This is a genomic window from Terrabacter sp. R4-6 (genome assembly GCF_057529065.1).
On record NZ_CP197224.1, the window covers coordinates 2,691,340 to 2,709,391 of the forward strand.

Genomic DNA, 18,052 nt, shown 5'->3' on the forward strand with positions numbered 1-18,052 from the left:
CGACAGGTCAGCGTTCGTCGAGCATGACCTCGATCGAGTAGTCCTGGGCGCGGTAGCAGTGGTCGCCGTACTCGACCGGGCCGCCGACCGCGTCGAACGCGGTGCGCGACATCGTCAGGACCGGCTGGGACGGGGTGAGGTTCAGGTGCTTGCGCTCGCTCGCCGACGGCTGCCGGGCGCCGATGCGCTGGTGGGCGACGACGGGCTTGCCGCCCCGCGCGCGGAGGAGGGCGTAGAGGCCGTCGTGCTCGAGGTCCTCGCAGCTGATGTCGGAGTAGGCCGGCGGCAGCCAGTTGCGCAGGATCGCGAGCGGCCGGTCGCCGTCGAGACGGAGCCGGACGAGGCGCAGCAACGGCGTGTCGGCCGGGAGGCCCATCGCCGTCGCCGCGACCTCGTCGGTCGTCACCTCGTGCGTCAGCACCTCGGTGCGAGGGTCCCCCGAGCCCTCGCGCCGCAGGTCGTCGTAGAGGCTCGTCAGCTCGGCCCGCCGGTGGATCTGGCGGCCCGCGACCGTCGTGCCGAGGCCGCGCCGCCGGAGCAGCAGACCCTGCCCGACGAGCTCCTGGATCGCGCGCCGCACCGTCGGCCGGGAGAGGCCGAGCCGGTCGGCCATCGCGACCTCGTTCTCGAACGGGTCACCCGGCTGGAGGTCGCCGTTCGCGATCGCCGCGCTCAGCTGCTCGGCCAGCTGGTGGTAGAGCGGGACCGGCGTCTCGCGGTCGATGCGGACGTCAACGGGCTTGGGCATGGCCGCAGACTAACGAGACGGAACGGGCCTGCCGGGATGTGTTCATGTCAGGACACCCTCGTGTCATCACCTCGGGCTCTTGACGACGAGGACGGGCACGTCCGAGTCGAGGATGAGGTTCTGCGCCACGCTGCCGAGGAAGGCCTTGCCCATCGGCGAGCGGCGCCGGGCACCGATGACGAGCAGGTCCGGACCGAGCTCGCGCACGGTCGCGAGGATCGCCTCCGAGACGTCCGCGATGTCCTGACCCCCGGGCACGAGACGCACGTCCCACTGGAGGTCGGGCAGGCACGCGGCCTCGAGGGCGTTCTCGACGGCGTCGGAGATGCCGGCCTTGTTGGCCTCGGCGATGTCGTTGTCGAGCGACTCGACGACGTGGACGACGAGGAGGTGGGTCCCGCGGTATGCCGCCTGGCGGGCTCCCTCCTGCAGCGCGAGCGCGCTCGAGCTGCGGGTGTGGTGGGCGACGGCGACGCTCATGACGCCACCCCGCTCACTTCTGCAGCTCGTGCGAGAGCTCGGTCAGCTCGTCGCCGCCGGCCATCTGGCGGGTGAGCTCGTCGAGACCGACGTCGGCGCGCTTCTTGTCGAGCACGGCCTGGCCGAGCTTGAGGATGACGAAGTGGTTGCCGACGAGGTACGCGTGGTGCGGGTTGTGGGTGATGAAGACGACGCCGAGGCCGGCGTCGCGGGCCGCAGCCGTGTACTTGAGCACGACGCCGGACTGCTTGACGCCGAGGGCCGCGGTCGGCTCGTCGAGGATGAGCACGCGGGCGCCGAAGTAGACGGCCCGGGCGATCGCGACGCACTGGCGCTGGCCACCCGAGAGGGTGCCGATGGGCTGGTTGATGTCCTTGACGACGACGCCCATCTTGCGCAGCTCCTCGTCGGCGATGCGCTTCATGTCGGCGATCCGGAGGGTGGCGAACGGGCCCCTGCCGCTCGTCAGCTCGGAGCCGAGGAAGAAGTTGCGCCACACCTCCATGAGCGAGACGACGGCGAGGTCCTGGTAGACGGTCGCGATGCCGTGGTCGAGGGACTCGCGCGGTGAGGAGAAGCTGACCTCCTTGCCGTCGACCTTCATGGTGCCCTCGTTGTGCGGGTGCAGCCCGGCCATGATCTTGATCAGGGTCGACTTGCCGGCGCCGTTGTCGCCGAGGACGCACGTCACCTCGCCGGCACGCACCGTGAGGTTGATGCCCTTGAGGGCGCGGATGGCGCCGTACGTCTTGCCGACGTCCTTCATCTCGATGAGCGGCTCGCCCGAGTGGAGCTCCGGGTCCGCGTGCTCGGACAGGGTGTCAGTCATGTCAGCCCACCTTTCGGGCGGTCGAGAGCTTCTTGACGTAGAGGTTGACCATCACGGCGAGCAGGAGCATCACGCCGAGGAAGGCCCGGAACCAGTTGGGGTCCCAACCGGCGTAGACGATGCAGAGGCTCGTCATGCCGAAGATGAACGCGCCGATGGCGACACCGATCGCGTTGCCGTAGCCACCGGTGAGCAGCGTGCCGCCCACGACCGCGGCGATGATGTAGAGGAACTCGTTGCCGATGCCGTTGCCGGCCTGGAGCGTGTCGAACTTGTAGAGCGTGTGCATGCCGACGAACCAGCCGAGGAACGACACGGTCATGAAGAGGCCGATCTTGACGGCCTTGACCGGGACACCGACGGCGCGGGCCGAGTCGGCGTTGCCGCCGACGGCGTAGATCCAGTTGCCGATCTTGGTGCGCTGGAGGACGAAGGCCGACAGGGCGACGAAGAGGAACCACCAGAGGACGGTGATCTCGACGGTCACGGTGCCGATCTTGAAGCTCGACGCGAAGATCGCGTCGAGGGTCTTGTAGCCGTCCATCTGGTTGATGTTGGGCGTCGAGACCGAGCCCGTGACGAGCTTGGTCACGCCGAGGTTGGCGCCCTGCAGCACGAAGAACGTGCCCAGGGTTATGAGGAAGCTCGGGATGCCGGTCCTCACCACCAGGTAGCCGTTGAGGAAGCCGATGACGAGGCAGAAGACGAGGGAGAGCACGGCGCCGACGACGAGGTTGATGCCGAGCTGGTAGCAGAACATCGCGTTGACGAGCCCGGCCGTGGTGACGATGACGCCGGCGGAGAGGTCGAACTCGCCGCCGATCATGAGCATTCCCACGGCGACCGCGACGATCCCGATGGTGGAGGACTGGTAGAGCACGGTGAAGAACGACGCGGGTGACCGGAAGGCCGGGGCGACGATGAGGAAGAAGATGAAGATGACGATCGCCGCGACGAGCGCCCCGACCTCGGGGCGGGCGAGCAGGCGGTTCGACCAGCCGAGCGTGACCCGGTTCGACGCCTCGGCTGGTGCCGAGGGGGGAGTCTTGGTGGTTTGACTCATGGACCTCTCCGATCCGTTTGACGAGCGAGGAGTGAAGTGCGAGAGGTCGGCCGGCCCGGTTGCCCCGGCCGGCCGCCCCGCTGGGTCAGCGCGTGTTGTTCTTGGCGAACGGGAGGATGACGCCGATGTTCTTGGCGTCGACGAACGACGGTCCGGTCAGGACGGCGAGACCACCTCCGATGTCGTTGCCGTTCTTCTTGTTGAGGTAGAGCGACTGGATCGCGAGGTAGCCCTGGACGTAGGGCTGCTGGTCGACCGAGAACTGGATCTTGCCGTCCTGGATCGCCTGGGCGGCGTCGACGTTGAGGTCGAAGGTGGCGAGCTTGGCCTTGCTGCCGGCCGCGTCCATCGCCTTGAGGGCGTCGAGAGCGATCGGGGCGCCGAGCGTGACGATCCAGTCGATCGAGCTGTCCTGAGCGAGCTTGGCCTGCAGGGCCGAGACGACCGAGGGGTCGTCGGCGCCGTTGACCTGGATGTTCTCGGTGGCGGGAATGCCCTTCTTGACGCCGGCGCACCGGGCCTCGAGAGCGACCGAGCCGGCGGCCTGGATGACGCAGAGGACCTTCTTGCCCCCGGCGGCGGCGATGCGCTTGCCGGTCGCCTCACCGGCGAGGTTCTCGTCGGAGCCGAAGTACATCTTGGCGCCGACCTGCTGGTACTGGTCGATGCCGGAGTTGAAGGCGACGACGGGGATGCCGGCGTCGTCCGCCGACTTGACCGCGCCGGCGAGGGCGTCGGGCGTGGCGAGCGTCGTGGCGATGCCGTCGACCTTCGAGTCGACGGCGTTCTGGATCAGCGTGGCCTGCTTGGCCGGGTCCGGGTCGTTGGAGTACTTGAGCGTGATGCCGCTGTTCTTCGCGGCCTGGGTGGCACCGGCCTTGATCTTGTCCCAGAAGGTGTCGCCTGGGGTCTCGTGGGTGACCATGGCGAACGTGTAGCCGGAGTTGTCGCCGGCGCCGCTGCCGCTCCCGGCGTTGCCGGTGCTGGCGGGGGCGCCGCCGCCGCTGCACGCCGCGAGGGCGAGGGCTGCGGCCGTGGCCATGCCTGCTGCGACGGTCAGGCTCTTGCGAGTCCGAGTCGGAGTCATCGTTGAATCCTTTCGTTGCGTCGCGGTGGCCCGGTCGCCGGAGTGGCGCGACGTTCTGTGACGGTGAGCCCGTCGATCAGGGTGGAGCCCGTATGCCGTGTGCCGCCTGGCACGTGAGGTGCGGGCTGGAGGGGTGTCGGGTCGTGGCGACCCGGCCGGTGCAACTGTGGTGCGCGTGGCCTGAGGGGTCTGGCTGCGTCGCGTCCGGTGGGGACGGTGTGGGGCGAGGTCGTCGCCCGGAAGGTGTGCGGGGATCTCGGCGGGCTCCGGCGACGTGGTGGGTCACCGTGCTCGCACTGGCTCCTCCGTCGCCGGCGGACATCGGTGCGATGTCTGCCGGTCCCGGCGTCGGTGCCAGCGATTGGAGGATGCTCCCTCTGCTGCAGTGCTGTCAAGAGATTGATCAAACATCAGAATGTCCTAACATTTGCTTGACAGGGTGAGGTGCCCGGCACGACCATCGTTCTCGTAGGGACGACGACGTCGAGGCGCTCGCCGACCGGACCCCGCGGCGACCACCCCACCGGACCGCCGCCCACCGCGATCACCCAAGGGAGTGTGCACATGCGCATCGGACTGGCCGGAGTCGGCCGCATCGGGGCGTTCCACGCCGAGACCCTCCGCGACCTGTCCGACGTCGACGAGGTCGTCGTCGCCGACCTCGACGCCGACGCCGCCCGCGCCGTCGCCGACAAGCTCGAGGTCGGCTTCGCCGCCTCGCCGGCCGAGCTGCTCGCCCAGGGCGTCGACGGCTTCGTCATCGCCACCGCGACGCCCGGGCACGCGCCCCTCATCCGCCTCGGTCTCGACGCCGGCGTCCCGACCTTCTGCGAGAAGCCTGTTGCCGCCACGCTCGACGAGACGATGGACCTCGCGCGGCTCGTCCGCACGACGAGCACGCCCGTCCACGTCGGCTTCCAGCGACGCTTCGACCGCGGCTACCAGCGCGCCCAGCAGGCCGTGGCCGGTGGCGAGCTCGGCTTCGTCCACAGCATCCGGGCGCAGACGCACGACCAGGCGCCGCCCCACGCCGCCTACATCCCGACGAGCGGCGGCCTCTTCCGCGACTGCTCGATCCACGACTTCGACATCATCCGCTTCGTCACCGGCCGCGAGGTCGCCTCGGTCTACGCGACCGGAGCCAACAAGGGCGCCGCGTTCTTCTCCGAGGCCGGCGACGTCGACACCGCCGCGGCCGTGCTCACGCTCGACGACGGCACGCTCGTGAACCTCTCCGCGACGCGCTACAACGGCGCGGGCCACGATGTGCGCATGGAGGTCCTCGGCAGCGACGGCACGATCGGCGTCGGCTACGACGACTCGCTCGCCGTCACCTCCGCCGAGCCCGGCGCCACCTACCCGGTCGGCCCCCGCCACTGGTCGTTCATGGAGCGCTTCCTGCCGGCCTACCGCGCCGAGCTGACGGCCTTCGCCGCCGTCGCCCGCGGGGCGCTCGCCTCGCCGTGCACCGTCGACGACGCGCTCCAGGCCTTCCGGGTCGCCGAGGCCTGCGAGCTCTCCCGGAGCGAGGGTCGGGTCGTCTCGCTCGACGAGATCCCGAGCCTGTGAACGTCGTGGACGCCATGGACACCACGACCCCGGCAGCCGGCGACACGGCATACGACACCTCCTCCGGAAGGGCCTACGACGTCGTCGCGATCGGCCGCACCGGCGTCGACATCTACCCTCTCCAGCACGGCGTGGGGCTCGAGAAGGTGCGCACGTTCGAGAAGTTCCTCGGCGGCAGCGCGACGAACGTCGCGGTGGCGGCCGCCCGCCACGGGCACCGGACCGCGCTCGTCACGCGGACCGGGCAGGACGCCTTCGGCCGTTACATCCACGAGGCGCTGCGCGACTTCGACGTCGACGACACCTTCGTCTCCGCCGTCGCCGGACCGCCCACTCCCGTCACCTTCTGCGAGGTCTTCCCGCCCGACGACTTCCCGCTGTACTTCTACCGCTACCCGACTGCTCCGGACCTCATGATCGAGCCGGACGAGCTGCCGCTCGACGCGATCCGCGACGCTGGCGTCTACTGGTCGACGGTCACGGGGCTGTCGCAGGAGCCGAGCCGGGCCGCGCACTTCCGAGCCTGGGAGGCGCGCGGGCGTCGCACGCACACGGTGCTCGACCTCGACTACCGCCCGATGTTCTGGTCCGACCCGGCCGAGGCGAGCGAGCAGGTCGGGCCCGCGCTCGACCACGTGACGGTTGCCGTCGGCAACCGCGAGGAGTGCGAGGTCGCGGTCGGCGAGACCGACCCGCAGCGAGCGGCCGACGCGCTGCTCGAGCGAGGGGTCGAGCTCGCCGTCGTCAAGCAGGGACCCAAGGGGGTGCTCGCCGCGACCCGCGAGGAGCGCCTGGAGGTCCCGCCGTTCCCCGTCGACGTCGTCAACGGCCTCGGTGCCGGCGACGCGTTCGGAGGCGCCCTCTGCCACGGCCTGCTCGAGGGCTGGGACCTGCGGCGCGTCCTCGAGTTCGCGAACGTCGCAGGTGCGATCGTCGCCAGCAGGCTCGAGTGCTCCACCGCGATGCCGACCTCCGCCGAGGTCGACGAGCGCCTGGCCGCCGCAGGCCGGCAGGCCTCCCCGTTCGCCACCACCGCCGAGGAGGCGCGATGACCACCACGCAGCACGAGCCCGCCGTGAGCCCGACCGTCCGGGTCGCAGACCTGACCGAGATCCGCGTGCGCGAGCCCGGGCGCATCGCCGAGGCGTGGGCCGCGCGCCGCCGCCGTCCGCTCGTCCGCGAGGACGGCCGGATGCTCCTCGTCGCCGCCGACCACCCCGCGCGGGGCGCCCTCGGCGTCCGCGGTGCCGGCGCCGCGATGGCGAGCCGCAGCGACCTGCTCGAGCGCCTCGTCACCGCCCTCCAGCGGCCCGGCGTCGACGGCGTCCTCGGCACGCCCGACGTCCTCGACGACCTGCTCCTGCTCGGTGCGCTCGACGACAAGGTCGCCATCGGCTCGATGAACCGCGGCGGCCTCCAGGGCGCCACCTTCGAGCTCGACGACCGCTTCACCGCCTACACGGCGGCCGAGATCGCGGCGCGTGGCATCGACGGCGGCAAGATGCTGACGCGCATCTGCCTCGACGACCCGGGCACCGTGGCCACCCTCGAGGCGAGCGCCCACGCCGTCACCGAGCTCGCGGAGCACCAGGTCATGGCGATGGTCGAGCCGTTCCTGTCGACGCGCGAGGGCGGGCGGGTCGTCAACCAGCTCGACCCGGACGCGGTGATCAGGTCGGTCCACATCGCCGCGGGCCTCGGTGCCTCGAGCGCCTACACGTGGCTCAAGCTGCCCGTCGTCGACGAGCTCGACCGGGTCATGGACGCGACGACCCTGCCGACCCTCCTGCTCGGCGGCGACCCGCAGGGCGACCCGCAGGACACGTACGCGTCATGGGGCCGGGCGCTCGACCTGCCGGCCGTGCGCGGTCTCGTCGTCGGGCGCGCCCTGCTCTTCCCGCCCGACGGTGACGTCGCGGCGGCCGTCGACATCGCCGCCGAGCTGGTGCACGGGTCGGTGCAGGGATCGGTGCACGGGAGCGGGGTCGGCGCGTGAGCGACAACGAGCGCTGGGTGCGCCCCCTCGGGAGCGCCGGCACGACGGAGTGGTCGGTCGTCATCGACGACGCCGTCGACGGGTGGTCGCACACCCGGTTGTATGCCGCCGAGCTGGCTGCCGGTGAGAGCCGCACCATAGAGGCCGGCGAGTGGGAGCACGTCGTCGTGCCGCTCTCGGGATCGGTCGCCGTCACGGCGCTCGACCCCGAGGGGCTCGAGCACGAGGCCGTCCTCGCCGGCCGGGACTCGGTCTTCGCCGGGCCCACCGACGTCGCCTACGCCACGCGTGACTGCGACGTCACGGTGACCGCCGAGGGCGGTCCCGCCAAGGTCGCCGTCTGCGGCGCCCGCGCGGCGCGACGGCACACGCCGCCGTTCCGTCACGTGGGCGTCGCAGACGTGCCCGTCGAGCTGCGCGGGGCCGGTGTCGCGTCCCGTGAGGTGCGCAACTTCGGCATCCCCGGCGTGCTCGACGCCGACTCGGTCATCGCGTGCGAGGTCGTCACCCCCGGCGGCAACTGGAGCTCCTACCCGCCGCACAAGCACGACGAGGAGCGGCCCGGCGTCGAGACCGAGCTCGAGGAGATCTACTACTTCGAGATCGCCCCGTCGGCGGGAGCTCCGGAGGTCGCGGGCACGAACCCGGTCGGCTACCAGCGGGTCTACGGCACCGACGAGCGGCCGATCGACGTGCTCGCCGAGGTGCGGTCGGGTGACGTCGTCCTCGTGCCGCACGGCTGGCACGGGCCGGCGATGGCCGCGCCCGGCTACGACCTCTACTACCTCAACGTCATGGCCGGCCCGGGCCAGCAACGGGCCTGGCTCATCTGCGACGACCCGGCACACGGCTGGGTCCGCGACACGTGGTCCGACCAGCCGGTCGACCCCCGACTTCCCCTTGGAGGTGCTCGATGACGAGCGACACCCAGACCGTGGGCGGCACCACCGTGCGCCTCACCGTGGCCCAGGCCGTGGTGCGCTTCCTCGCCAACCAGTGGAGCGAGCGCGACGGCGAGCGGCAGAAGCTCTTCGCCGGTTGCTTCGGCATCTTCGGCCACGGCAACGTCGCCGGGATCGGCCAGGCCCTGCTCCAGAACGAGCTCGCCGCCAGTCATGAATCCGTGGAGCGACTGCCTTATGTACTGGCCCGCAACGAGCAGGCCATGGTCCACACGTCCGTCGCCTACGCACGCCAGAAGGACCGCCTCCAGACGTGGGCGTGCACGGCGTCGGTGGGCCCCGGCTCGACGAACATGCTCACCGGTGCGGCGCTCGCGACGGTCAACCGGATCCCCGTGCTCCTGCTGCCGTCCGGCACCTTCGCGACGCGTGTCAGCGCCCCCGTGCTCCAGGAGCTCGAGCTTCCGTATGCCGCCGACGTGACGGTCAACGACGCCTTCCGCCCGCTGTCGAAGTTCTTCGACCGGGTCAGCCGTCCAGAGCAGCTGCCGTCGGCCCTGCTCGGTGCGATGCGGGTGCTCACCGACCCGGTCGAGACGGGCGCCGTGACGATCTCGCTCCCGCAGGACGTGCAGGCCGAGGCCCACGACTGGCCCGTCGAGCTCTTCGCGCCGCGCACGTGGCGGGTGGCACGTCCGCTGCCCGAGGCCGTCGACGTCGCCGACGCCGCAGCGGTGATCCGCTCGGCGAAGCGGCCGCTCGTCGTCGCCGGTGGTGGCGTGCACTACAGCGACGCCGAGGAGGCGCTGAAGGCTTTCTGCGAGTCCACGGGCATCCCCGTCGGTGAGTCGCAGGCCGGCAAGGGCTCGCTCCCGCACGGCCACCCGCAGGAGATGGGCGCCGTCGGCTCGACCGGGACGACGGCCGCCAACGCGCTCGCGGCCGAGGCCGACGTCGTCATCGGCATCGGTACGCGCTGGAGCGACTTCACCACCGCCTCGCGAACGGCCTTCCAGGACGACGGGGTCCGCTTCGTCAACATCAACGTCGCGCGCTTCGACGCCGGCAAGCACTCGGGGCTCTCGGTCGTCGCCGACGCCCGGGAGGCGCTCGTCGCGCTCACCGCGGCGCTCGACGGGTATGCCGTCGACGACGCCTACCGGTCGCGCCAGGCCGCGCTGTGGGCCGAGTGGGACGCCTCGGTCGAGGCGGCCTTCCACCCGTCCCCGGAGGTCACCGACCGGCTGGCCGACGGCCTGCTGACCCAGGGCCAGGTGCTCGGTGCGGTCAACGAGCTGACCGACCCCCGCGACGTCGTGCTCTGTGCGGCGGGCTCGATGCCGGGCGACATCCACAAGCTGTGGCGGGTGCGCGACCGCAAGGCGTACCACGTCGAGTACGGCTACTCCTGCATGGGCTACGAGGTGCCGGCCTCGCTCGGCATCCGGCTCGCCGACGAGTCGCGCGACGTCTTCGCCATGGTCGGCGACGGCGGCTACCTCATGATGCCGACCGAGCTCGTCACGGCGGTCCAGGAGCGCATCAAGGTCATCGTCGTCCTCGTGCAGAACCACGGCTTCCACTCGATCGGGTCGCTGTCGGAGTCGCTCGGCTCGCAGCGCTTCGGCACGAGCTACCGCTTCCGCGGTGAGTCGTCCGGGCGCCTCGACGGCGACGTGCTGCCCGTCGACCTCGCCGCCAACGCGCGGTCCCTCGGTGCGCACGTCATCGAGGTGCACTCGCTCGACGAGCTGCACCAGGCGATCAAGGAGGCCAAGGCCGCCCCGGCCGACGGCGGTCCCGTCGTCATCCACGTCGAGACCGACCCGCTCGTCCACGCGCCCGACAGTGCGTCGTGGTGGGACGTCCCGGTCTCTGAGGTCAGCGACCTCGACACGACGCAGACGGCATACGCGGAGTACGTCGACCACAAGGCCACCCAGCGTCCGCTCGTCACCCCGATCCGCCCCCCTCACCCGGAGTCCGCGTCATGAAGCTCGCCCTCGACCCCTACATGTTCCGCGAGACCCCGCTGCTCGAGCTGCCCGCTCTCGTGGCCGACCTCGGCTACGAGTGGATCGAGCTCTCGCCGCGCGACGACGTCATCCCCTTCTTCAACCACCCTCGCATCGACGACGCCGGCGTGGCCGCGTTCCGGTCGGCTCTGGCGTCGGCGGGAGTCGGGGTGTCGTCGCTCCTGCCGCTCTTCCGGTGGTCGGGGCCCGACGAGGAGGACCGCAGGGCGGCGGTGCGCTACTGGACGCGCGCCATCCAGATCGCCAGCGACCTCGGCGTCGACACGATGAACTCCGAGCTCAACGGCAACCCCCGTGAGGCGGCTGTCTGCGAGCGGATGTTCTGGCAGTCGATGGAGGAGCTGCTGCCCGTCTTCGAGAAGGAGGGGATCCGGCTCGTGCTCGAGCCGCACCCCGACGACTGGGAGGAGGACGGCAAGCGCGCCCTCGACATCATCAGGGGGATCAACAGCCCCCACGTGTCGTTCCTCTACTGCGCGCCGCACACCTTCCACCAGGGCAACGACTGCGACGGGATCATGGACAAGGCCGGCGACCTGCTGACGATGGTCCACGTCGCCGACGCCTACGACCACACGGCATCCTCGGGGCTGCGCTACATCGTCAACCCGCCCGGCTCGCAGGTCACGGTGCACCAGCACCTCGACATCGGCCAGGGCGAGGTCGACTTCGGCCAGTTCTTCGCCGGACTCGAGCGCATCGGCTTCGACGGCATCGTCACCTCCTGCGTCTTCGCCTGGGAGGACCGTGCGCGTGAGTCGAGCACCTACATGCGCGACACCATCCGCTCCTACCTCGACAAGTGGTCGACGCCGCCCACGCTCGTCTCTCCCTGAGCCGCGACGGATCCCGGCGGATCCCAGCCGTTCGCACCCGAGCCGGCCACCCGGCACACGCCCCCTCCGCCTTGACCTGAACCCGAAGGACACCGCCATGAGCACCCCCACCCGCATCACCCACCTCATCGACGGACAGCCGTGGACCGGCACCGCCGAGCGCACGTCGCCCGTCTTCAACCCCGCGACGGGGGAGCAGTCGGGCGTGCTCGACCTGGCCTCGGCCGCGCTCGTCGACGAGGTCGTGACGTCCGCCGCCTCCGCGTGGGAGGAGTGGGCCGACGCCTCGCTCGCCAAGCGGTCCGGGGTGCTCTTCGCCTTCCGCGAACTGCTCAACGAGCGCAAGGAGGACATCGCGGCGCTCATCACGGCCGAGCACGGCAAGGTGCTCTCCGACGCCCTCGGCGAGGTGACGCGCGGCCTGGAGGTCGCCGAGTTCGCCTGTGGCATCCCGCACCTGCTGCGTGGCGGCTTCTCGGAGAACGCCTCGACGAACGTCGACGTCTACTCGATCCGCCAGCCGCTCGGGGTCGTCGCGGTCATCTCGCCGTTCAACTTCCCGGCCATGGTGCCGATGTGGTTCATCCCCATCGCCATCGCGTGCGGCAACGCCGTCATCCTCAAGCCGTCGGAGAAGGACCCGTCGGCGGCGATCGCGGTCGCGGCGCTCTGGAAGGAGGCGGGGCTGCCCGACGGCGTCATGCAGGTCGTCAACGGCGACAAGGAGGCCGTCGACGCGCTCCTGACGCACCCCGACGTGAAGTCGGTGTCGTTCGTCGGCTCGACGCCGATCGCGAAGTACGTCTACGAGACGGGCACGGCGCACGGCAAGCGCGTGCAGGCCCTCGGCGGAGCGAAGAACCACATGCTCGTGCTGCCCGACGCCGACCTCGACCTCGCGGCCGATGCCGCCGTCAACGCCGGTTTCGGCTCGGCGGGGGAGCGGTGCATGGCGATCTCGGCGCTCGTCGCCGTCGAACCCATCGCGGACGAGCTGATCTCGAAGATCAAGGACCGCATGGGCAAGCTCGTCACCGGTGACGGCACGCGCGGCTGCGACATGGGCCCGCTCGTCACGTCGCAGCACCGCGACAAGGTGACGTCCTACCTCGACGCCGGGGTGACCGAGGGCGCGACCCTCGTCGTCGACGGTCGCCAGGACTCCTACGAGTCCGATGGCGAGGGCTACTTCCTCGCGCCGACCCTCTTCGACCACGTCAAGCCCGGGATGTCGCTCTACGACGACGAGATCTTCGGCCCGGTGCTGTCGGTCGTGCGCGTCGGGTCCTACGACGAGGGGCTGAAGCTCATCAACAGCAACCCCTACGGCAACGGCACGGCGATCTTCACCAACGACGGCGGCGCGGCGCGGAAATTCCAGCGCAACGTCCAGGTCGGCATGGTCGGCGTCAACGTGCCGATCCCCGTCCCGGTGTCGTACTACTCCTTCGGCGGGTGGAAGAACTCGCTCTTCGGCGACACGCACGCCCACGGCATGGAGGGCGTCCACTTCTTCACCCGCGGCAAGGTCGTCACCTCACGCTGGCTCGACCCGAGCCACGGCGGCCTCAACCTCGGTTTCCCCCAGAACGACTGACTCCCAAACCTTTTCGAGAGGAACGACTGACCATGGCCGAGTCCAAGGCCCGCAACACCGACGACCGCTACAGCAAGCTGACGATCGGTGTCTGTCCCGACCAGTGGGGCGTCTGGTTCCCCGAGGACGAGAAGCAGATCCACTGGGAGACCGCGCTCGACGAGATGGCGCAGGCCGGCTTCTCGATCATGGAGACGGGGCCTTTCGGCTACTTCCCCAAGGACCCGAAGCGACTGCAGGAGGAGATGGACAAGCGCGGTTTCCGGGTCGTCGCCGGCACCGGCTGGGGCATCCTGCACAAACCGGAGGCCTGGGCCGACACCGAGAAGACCTTCCGCGAGATCGCCGAGACCCACGCCGCCGTCGGCGCGGAGTACATCGTGCACCTGCCGCCGCTCTTCCGCGACGACAAGACGTGGGAGTTCACCGACGACCGCGTGCTGTCGACGGAGGCGTGGAACGCCTACATCGGGGGTGCCGACAAGCTCGGTCGCATCATGAAGGAGGACTACGGCCTCCAGATGGTGCTGCACCCGCACGGCGACAGCCACATCGAGACGCCCGAGGACATCGACCGCGTCTTCCAGGCGACGGACCCCGACTACGTCGGCTTCTGCCTCGACACGGGCCACATCGTCTACGGCGGCGGCGACCCGATGGAGCTGTGCCGCAGGTACCCCGAGCGCATCTCCTACGTCCACATCAAGGCGATGGACGAGGGGCTCGTCAAGCAGGCCCACGACGAGGACTGGCCCTTCGGACTCGCTGTCGCCAAGGGCTGCTCGGTCGCGCCGCCGGCCGGCGCGCCGGACATGCCGTCCCTCGTCGAGGCCCTCGCCGACCTCGACAAGGAGCTCTACGTCGTGTGCGAGCAGGACATGTACCCGTGCGACCCGTCCTACCCGCTGCCCAACGCCATCCAGACCCGCGAGTACCTCGCGTCCATCGGCCTCGGCCTCCGCTGAGCCCTGCTCACGTCGACGAAGGAGTCACACTAATGACCGTACGCATCGGCATGATCGGCCCGGGCGGCATGGGCCAGGCGCACATCGACCGCATCCACACCGTCATCGCCGGCGGCCGGGTCGTCGCCGTCTCCGACGTCGACCCGGCCCGCGCCGCCGAGGTGGCGTCCCGGATCGACGGGACGGCATACCCCTCGTCGGCCGAGCTCATCACCGCCGACGACGTCGACGCCGTCATGATCTGCAGCTACGGGCCGGCGCACGAGGTGGACGTCCTCGCGGCCATCGCGGCGGGCAAGCCCGTCTTCTGCGAGAAGCCGCTGACGCCGACGGCCGAGGCGGCGCTGCGGATCATGGAGGCCGAGCAGGCCGGCGGGCGGCGCCTGGTGACAGTGGGATTCATGCGTCGCTTCGACCGGAGCTACCGCGAGATGAAGGCGCTGCTCGACTCGGGCGACCTCGGCGAGACGCTCATGGTCCACTGCGCGCACCGCAACCCGACCGTGCCCGAGCACTACACGTGGGACATGGCCATCAACGACACGGCGATCCACGAGGTCGACACGATGCGCTGGCTCCTCGGCGAGGAGTTCGTCTCGGCGCGCGTCGACAAGCCGAAGAAGACGTCGCTGCGCTTCGAGCACCTCCAGGACCCGCTCGTGCTCATCCTCGAGACCGAGTCCGGGGTGCGCGTCGACGACGAGATCTTCGTCAACTGCCAGTTCGGCTACGACATCCGCTGCGAGGCTGTGGCCGAGAAGGGGACCGTGAGCCTCGGCGACCAGAACGCCATCGTCGTGCGCGACGGCGTCGGAGTGCGCAACGCGATCGCCCGCGACCACAACGACCGCTTCTGGGGCGCCTTCGTCACGGAGGTGCAGGAGTGGATCTCCGCGGTGGCGCGCGGTGAGCACACGGGCTCGACGTCGTGGGACGGGTATGCCGCCGCGTGCGTCTGTGACGCCGGTGTCCGTGCGCTCACCGACGAGGGCGTCGTCAAGGTCGAGATGATCGCGAAGCCCGACTTCTACGCCTGAGTCGGGGCGCCCCGCGACCTTTTGACCAAGGTTCGACTCGCGTGGACAGATGGTCCGGGCGTGGCTACTTTGGGCAGATCGTCGCGGGGGCGGTCAGCCTCCTCGGTCCGATCGAGAGGGCTGTCCCATGTCTCGTCACGTGAACCCCTGTCCCGTTGCCATCACGGATCGGACGGCCTGACGTGGCCGGCGCGGGCCCGGAGCTCAAGCGGTCGCTCAACCAGCGGCAGCTGACGATGATCGCCATGGGCGGCGTCATCGGGGCGGGCCTCTTCGTCGGGTCCGGCACCGTCATCCACGACACGGGTCCGGGCGCGTTCATCACGTACGCCCTGTGCGGCGTCCTCATCATCATGGTGATGCGGATGCTCGCCGAGATGGCCGTGGCCAACCCGTCCACCGGCTCGTTCGCCGACTACTCCCGCAAGGCGCTCGGTGACTGGGCCGGCTTCTCGGTCGGCTGGCTCTACTGGTACTTCTGGGTCATCGTCGTGGGCTTCGAGGCCGTCGCCGGCGCCAAGGTCATCAACTTCTGGCTGCCGGGCGTGCCGACGTGGGTGCTGAGCCTGCTGCTCATGCTCCTCATGACGGGCACCAACCTCATCTCGGTCTCCTCGTTCGGCGAGTTCGAGTTCTGGTTCGCCGGGATCAAGGTCGCGGCGATCATCGTCTTCCTCGCCTGCGGTGCCCTCTTCGTCTTCGGGATCTGGCCGAACGCCGACCTCGACTTCAGCAACCTCACCGCGCACGGCGGCTTCTTCCCCAACGGTGGGCTGGCGGTCACCGCGGGTGTCGTGACGGTGATCTTCTCGATGGTGGGCGCCGAGATCGCGACGATCGCCGCCGCCGAGTCGGACAACCCGGAGCGGGCCGTCTCGAAGGCCGCGAACTCCGTCATCACCCGCATCGCGATCTTCTTCGTCGGCTCGATCTTCCTGCTCGCGGTGATCCTGCCGTGGAACTCGGCCACCCTCGAGGCGTCGCCCTACGTCGCGGCCTTCCAGGAGATGGGCATCCCGTATGCCGACCACGTGATGAACGCGGTGGTGCTGACCGCCGTGCTCTCGTGCCTCAACTCCGGGCTCTACACCGCGTCCCGGATGCTCTTCGTGCTGGCCGCTCGCCGCGAGGCGCCCGCGTCGATGGTCTCGGTCAACTCTCGGGGTGTGCCGATGGTCGCCATCCTGGCCTCGTCGGTCGTCGGCTTCCTCGCCGTGATCATGGCGGCCGTCTCGCCCGACACCGTCTTCTCGTTCCTGCTCAACTCGTCCGGCGCCGTCATCCTCTTCGTCTACCTGCTCATCGCCGTCTCGCAGATCATCCTGCGCTACCGGGCCGACGCGTCGACGCTCAAGGTGAAGATGTGGTGGTTCCCCGCGCTGTCGGTCATCACGGCGCTGGGCATCGTCCTCGTCCTCGTCCAGATGGGCCTGACCGAGGACGTGCGGATCCAGCTCGTGCTCAGCCTCGTGTCGTTCGGCATCGTGCTCGTCCTCTTCTTCATCAACCGGGCCCGCATCGCGCGCCTGCCCGAGCGGGTCGCACCCGACCACACCGGCGAGGCGCGCCGCGTGCTCGTCCTCGCCAACCAGACCCTCGAGGCCGACGAGCTGATGCGCGAGCTCCAGCGGATCGACGCGATGGGCAAGGCGACCTACTACGTATGCGTCCCGGCCAGTGCCGTGGAGACGGGCACCGCCTCGACGCACGGCGCCGTGTCCGTCGCCGAGGCGACGACCGAGGCGGCCCAGGCGCGGCTGGACCGGACGCTCGACGCACTCACCGCGCACCGCCTCGACGCGACCGGCGGGCTCGGCGACTACCGGCCGCTCCGGGCTCTCCGGGCGGCGGTGAGCCACTTCGACCCCGACCAGATCGTCATCGTGACGCTGCCCGCCTCGGACTCGATCTGGCAGCGCTTCGAGGTCGTCGACCGGGCGAGTGAGCTCGGCCTGCCGGTGACCCACGTCGAGGCCGCCTCGCTCGTCATGCAGGCGTGAGCCGTGACCATCGTCGTCGCCTACACGGCGCAGGACAGCGGCACGTCGGCGCTCGAGCTGGCCGCCGTGCTCTCACGGTCCACGGGCGAGCCCCTCACGGTGGCCGTCGTCGTGACGACCCCTCACGCGGCGGGGGCCGTGGAGTTCGTCGACGGCGACTACCTCGCTCCGCTCCGCGACTGGGGAGAGTCCGTCCTCGAGCAGGCGCGGACCGCACTGCCTCCCGACGTCCGGGCGACCTTCGTCGTGCGTGCCGCATCGTCGATCCCCTCGGGGCTGCTCGAGCTGGCGGCCGAGGTCGGCGCGTCCGCGCTCGTGCTCGGCTCGTCGAGCAAGGGCGCGCTCGGCCGCATCTCCTTCGGCAGCGTGACCGACCGGCTCGTGCACTCGGCGCCCCTGCCGGTGCTCCTGGCGCCGCTCGGCTACCGACCGATCCCCGGCTCCCGGATCCGGCGGGTCACCATCGGCTTCGGCGGGTCCGCGGGGGCGGCGCACGTGGCGGCCGCAGGAGCCCGGCTCGCCGAGGTCCTCGGCGCGAGCCTCCGGGCGGTGTCGTTCGCCGTCCGACCGCCCAAGCGGATCTACGGCAGCGTCGAGGAGTCGGCCGACGACCTCGTCGTCGACCGGTGGGTGGCTCGCACGACGGCCGCTCTCCGGGACCAGGTGGGGGCCCGGGACGCCGCCCTGGCCGAACGTCTCGCCCGGTCGCTCGTCGTCGGCGAGGGCGTCTCGTGGAGCACGGCGATCTGGGACGTCGACTGGAGCGACGGCGACCTGCTCGTCGTCGGTCCGAGCTCGTCGGCGCCGGCAGCGCGGCTCTTCCTCGGCTCGCGTGCCTCGAAGATCATCCGTTCGGCCCCGGTGCCGGTCTACCTCGTGCCGGCTCCGCGCACAGGCTGAGTCCCCT

At 70.4% G+C, this 18,052-nt stretch carries 16 protein-coding genes; 11 read left to right on the forward strand and 5 right to left on the reverse strand.

The genetic code is table 11. From position 1 onward, the window contains the following. Window positions 1-7 precede the first annotated feature (7 nt). The 5 genes from ACSSS0_RS12595 to ACSSS0_RS12615 all read right to left on the reverse strand — a co-directional run bounded on the left by ACSSS0_RS12595 (window position 8) and on the right by ACSSS0_RS12615 (window position 4,207). Complete coding sequence (locus tag ACSSS0_RS12595; protein WP_435987590.1) at window positions 8-748, reverse strand: GntR family transcriptional regulator; 741 nt, start codon at window positions 746-748, stop codon at window positions 8-10. 66 nt (window positions 749-814) lie between these two features. Further along, complete coding sequence (locus ACSSS0_RS12600) at window positions 815-1,228, reverse strand: universal stress protein (protein WP_435987589.1); 414 nt, start codon at window positions 1,226-1,228, stop codon at window positions 815-817. 13 nt (window positions 1,229-1,241) lie between these two features. Further along, window positions 1,242-2,057 carry an ATP-binding cassette domain-containing protein gene (locus ACSSS0_RS12605; RefSeq protein ID WP_020143647.1) on the reverse strand — a complete coding sequence of 272 codons (816 nt, stop codon included), beginning with the start codon at window positions 2,055-2,057 and terminating at the stop codon, window positions 1,242-1,244. Between the two features lies 1 nt (window position 2,058). Then, complete coding sequence (locus ACSSS0_RS12610; protein WP_487228240.1) at window positions 2,059-3,120, reverse strand: ABC transporter permease; 1,062 nt, start codon at window positions 3,118-3,120, stop codon at window positions 2,059-2,061. 85 nt (window positions 3,121-3,205) lie between these two features. Next, a complete protein-coding gene (locus ACSSS0_RS12615) occupies window positions 3,206-4,207 on the reverse strand; it encodes a substrate-binding domain-containing protein (RefSeq protein ID WP_435987586.1) in 1,002 nt (333 codons plus the stop codon). Between the two features lie 564 nt (window positions 4,208-4,771). Between ACSSS0_RS12615 and ACSSS0_RS12620 the strand changes: the two genes are divergently transcribed. The 11 genes from ACSSS0_RS12620 to ACSSS0_RS12670 all read left to right on the forward strand — a co-directional run bounded on the left by ACSSS0_RS12620 (window position 4,772) and on the right by ACSSS0_RS12670 (window position 18,045). Beyond that, a complete protein-coding gene (locus ACSSS0_RS12620; protein WP_487228241.1) occupies window positions 4,772-5,776 on the forward strand; it encodes a Gfo/Idh/MocA family protein in 1,005 nt (334 codons plus the stop codon). A 14-nt stretch (window positions 5,777-5,790) separates the two neighbouring features. Beyond that, window positions 5,791-6,828 (forward strand): 5-dehydro-2-deoxygluconokinase, encoded by a 1,038-nt coding sequence (gene iolC, locus ACSSS0_RS12625; protein ID WP_487228242.1) that lies wholly within the window; start codon window positions 5,791-5,793, stop codon window positions 6,826-6,828. Then, window positions 6,825-7,772 carry a Cgl0159 family (beta/alpha)8-fold protein gene (locus ACSSS0_RS12630; RefSeq protein ID WP_487228243.1) on the forward strand — a complete coding sequence of 316 codons (948 nt, stop codon included), beginning with the start codon at window positions 6,825-6,827 and terminating at the stop codon, window positions 7,770-7,772. The genes iolC and ACSSS0_RS12630 overlap by 4 nt, the downstream gene beginning before the upstream one ends. Beyond that, window positions 7,769-8,689 carry a 5-deoxy-glucuronate isomerase gene (gene iolB, locus ACSSS0_RS12635; protein ID WP_487228244.1) on the forward strand — a complete coding sequence of 307 codons (921 nt, stop codon included), beginning with the start codon at window positions 7,769-7,771 and terminating at the stop codon, window positions 8,687-8,689. The genes ACSSS0_RS12630 and iolB overlap by 4 nt, the downstream gene beginning before the upstream one ends. Continuing rightward, a complete protein-coding gene (gene iolD, locus ACSSS0_RS12640) occupies window positions 8,686-10,668 on the forward strand; it encodes a 3D-(3,5/4)-trihydroxycyclohexane-1,2-dione acylhydrolase (decyclizing) (protein WP_487228245.1) in 1,983 nt (660 codons plus the stop codon). The genes iolB and iolD overlap by 4 nt, the downstream gene beginning before the upstream one ends. Continuing rightward, window positions 10,665-11,546 carry a sugar phosphate isomerase/epimerase family protein gene (locus ACSSS0_RS12645; RefSeq protein ID WP_487228246.1) on the forward strand — a complete coding sequence of 294 codons (882 nt, stop codon included), beginning with the start codon at window positions 10,665-10,667 and terminating at the stop codon, window positions 11,544-11,546. The genes iolD and ACSSS0_RS12645 overlap by 4 nt, the downstream gene beginning before the upstream one ends. Before the next feature lie 97 nt (window positions 11,547-11,643). Continuing rightward, the gene (locus tag ACSSS0_RS12650; RefSeq protein WP_487228247.1) at window positions 11,644-13,143 is read left to right on the forward strand and encodes a CoA-acylating methylmalonate-semialdehyde dehydrogenase; all 1,500 of its coding nucleotides are present in this window, start codon (window positions 11,644-11,646) and stop codon (window positions 13,141-13,143) included. Window positions 13,144-13,175: 32 nt separating this feature from the next. Further along, complete coding sequence (locus ACSSS0_RS12655; RefSeq protein WP_487228248.1) at window positions 13,176-14,108, forward strand: TIM barrel protein; 933 nt, start codon at window positions 13,176-13,178, stop codon at window positions 14,106-14,108. Between the two features lie 32 nt (window positions 14,109-14,140). After that, the gene (locus ACSSS0_RS12660) at window positions 14,141-15,145 is read left to right on the forward strand and encodes a Gfo/Idh/MocA family protein (RefSeq protein WP_487228249.1); all 1,005 of its coding nucleotides are present in this window, start codon (window positions 14,141-14,143) and stop codon (window positions 15,143-15,145) included. A 182-nt stretch (window positions 15,146-15,327) separates the two neighbouring features. Then, complete coding sequence (locus ACSSS0_RS12665; protein ID WP_487228250.1) at window positions 15,328-17,145, forward strand: amino acid permease; 1,818 nt, start codon at window positions 15,328-15,330, stop codon at window positions 17,143-17,145. 3 nt (window positions 17,146-17,148) lie between these two features. Further along, a complete protein-coding gene (locus ACSSS0_RS12670) occupies window positions 17,149-18,045 on the forward strand; it encodes a universal stress protein (RefSeq protein WP_487228251.1) in 897 nt (298 codons plus the stop codon). Window positions 18,046-18,052: the final 7 nt, after the last annotated feature.